A 1,713-nucleotide genomic window follows, 5' to 3' on the forward strand; every position below is an offset into this window, starting at 1 on the left:
ACTGCTCTTTAACAATTTATCAGACAATCTGTGTGGGCACTCAAAGTGACATGGATTCTTAACGTCGCAAGACGAAAAATGAATACCAAGTCTCTGAGTGAACATACGTAATTCATTACGAAGTTTAATTCACGAGCATCAAACTTAAATTGAAGAGTTTGATCATGGCTCAGATTGAACGCTGGCGGCAGGCCTAACACATGCAAGTCGAGCGGTAGCACAGGGAGCTTGCTCCTGGGTGACGAGCGGCGGACGGGTGAGTAATGTCTGGGAAACTGCCTGATGGAGGGGGATAACTACTGGAAACGGTAGCTAATACCGCATAACGTCGCAAGACCAAAGAGGGGGACCTTCGGGCCTCTTGCCATCAGATGTGCCCAGATGGGATTAGCTAGTAGGTGGGGTAACGGCTCACCTAGGCGACGATCCCTAGCTGGTCTGAGAGGATGACCAGCCACACTGGAACTGAGACACGGTCCAGACTCCTACGGGAGGCAGCAGTGGGGAATATTGCACAATGGGCGCAAGCCTGATGCAGCCATGCCGCGTGTATGAAGAAGGCCTTCGGGTTGTAAAGTACTTTCAGCGGGGAGGAAGGTGTTGAGGTTAATAACCTCAGCAATTGACGTTACCCGCAGAAGAAGCACCGGCTAACTCCGTGCCAGCAGCCGCGGTAATACGGAGGGTGCAAGCGTTAATCGGAATTACTGGGCGTAAAGCGCACGCAGGCGGTCTGTCAAGTCGGATGTGAAATCCCCGGGCTCAACCTGGGAACTGCATTCGAAACTGGCAGGCTAGAGTCTTGTAGAGGGGGGTAGAATTCCAGGTGTAGCGGTGAAATGCGTAGAGATCTGGAGGAATACCGGTGGCGAAGGCGGCCCCCTGGACAAAGACTGACGCTCAGGTGCGAAAGCGTGGGGAGCAAACAGGATTAGATACCCTGGTAGTCCACGCCGTAAACGATGTCGACTTGGAGGTTGTTCCCTTGAGGAGTGGCTTCCGGAGCTAACGCGTTAAGTCGACCGCCTGGGGAGTACGGCCGCAAGGTTAAAACTCAAATGAATTGACGGGGGCCCGCACAAGCGGTGGAGCATGTGGTTTAATTCGATGCAACGCGAAGAACCTTACCTACTCTTGACATCCAGAGAACTTTCCAGAGATGGATTGGTGCCTTCGGGAACTCTGAGACAGGTGCTGCATGGCTGTCGTCAGCTCGTGTTGTGAAATGTTGGGTTAAGTCCCGCAACGAGCGCAACCCTTATCCTTTGTTGCCAGCGGTTCGGCCGGGAACTCAAAGGAGACTGCCAGTGATAAACTGGAGGAAGGTGGGGATGACGTCAAGTCATCATGGCCCTTACGAGTAGGGCTACACACGTGCTACAATGGCGCATACAAAGAGAAGCGACCTCGCGAGAGCAAGCGGACCTCATAAAGTGCGTCGTAGTCCGGATTGGAGTCTGCAACTCGACTCCATGAAGTCGGAATCGCTAGTAATCGTAGATCAGAATGCTACGGTGAATACGTTCCCGGGCCTTGTACACACCGCCCGTCACACCATGGGAGTGGGTTGCAAAAGAAGTAGGTAGCTTAACCTTCGGGAGGGCGCTTACCACTTTGTGATTCATGACTGGGGTGAAGTCGTAACAAGGTAACCGTAGGGGAACCTGCGGTTGGATCACCTCCTTACCTTAAAGAACCTGCCTTTGTAGTGTC

At 52.9% G+C, this 1,713-nt stretch carries 1 rRNA gene; it reads left to right on the plus strand.

Features of this window, described 5'->3' with window-relative positions:
* Nucleotides 1-146 precede the first annotated feature (146 nt).
* A 16S ribosomal RNA gene (locus DFO52_RS22950) occupies nucleotides 147-1,686 on the plus strand.
* The last annotated feature ends 27 nt before the right edge of the window (nucleotides 1,687-1,713 follow it).

Origin of the sequence: Enterobacter sp. AG326, assembly GCF_004362415.1 — a bacterium.
Taxonomy (GTDB): Bacteria; Pseudomonadota; Gammaproteobacteria; order Enterobacterales; family Enterobacteriaceae; genus Enterobacter; species Enterobacter asburiae.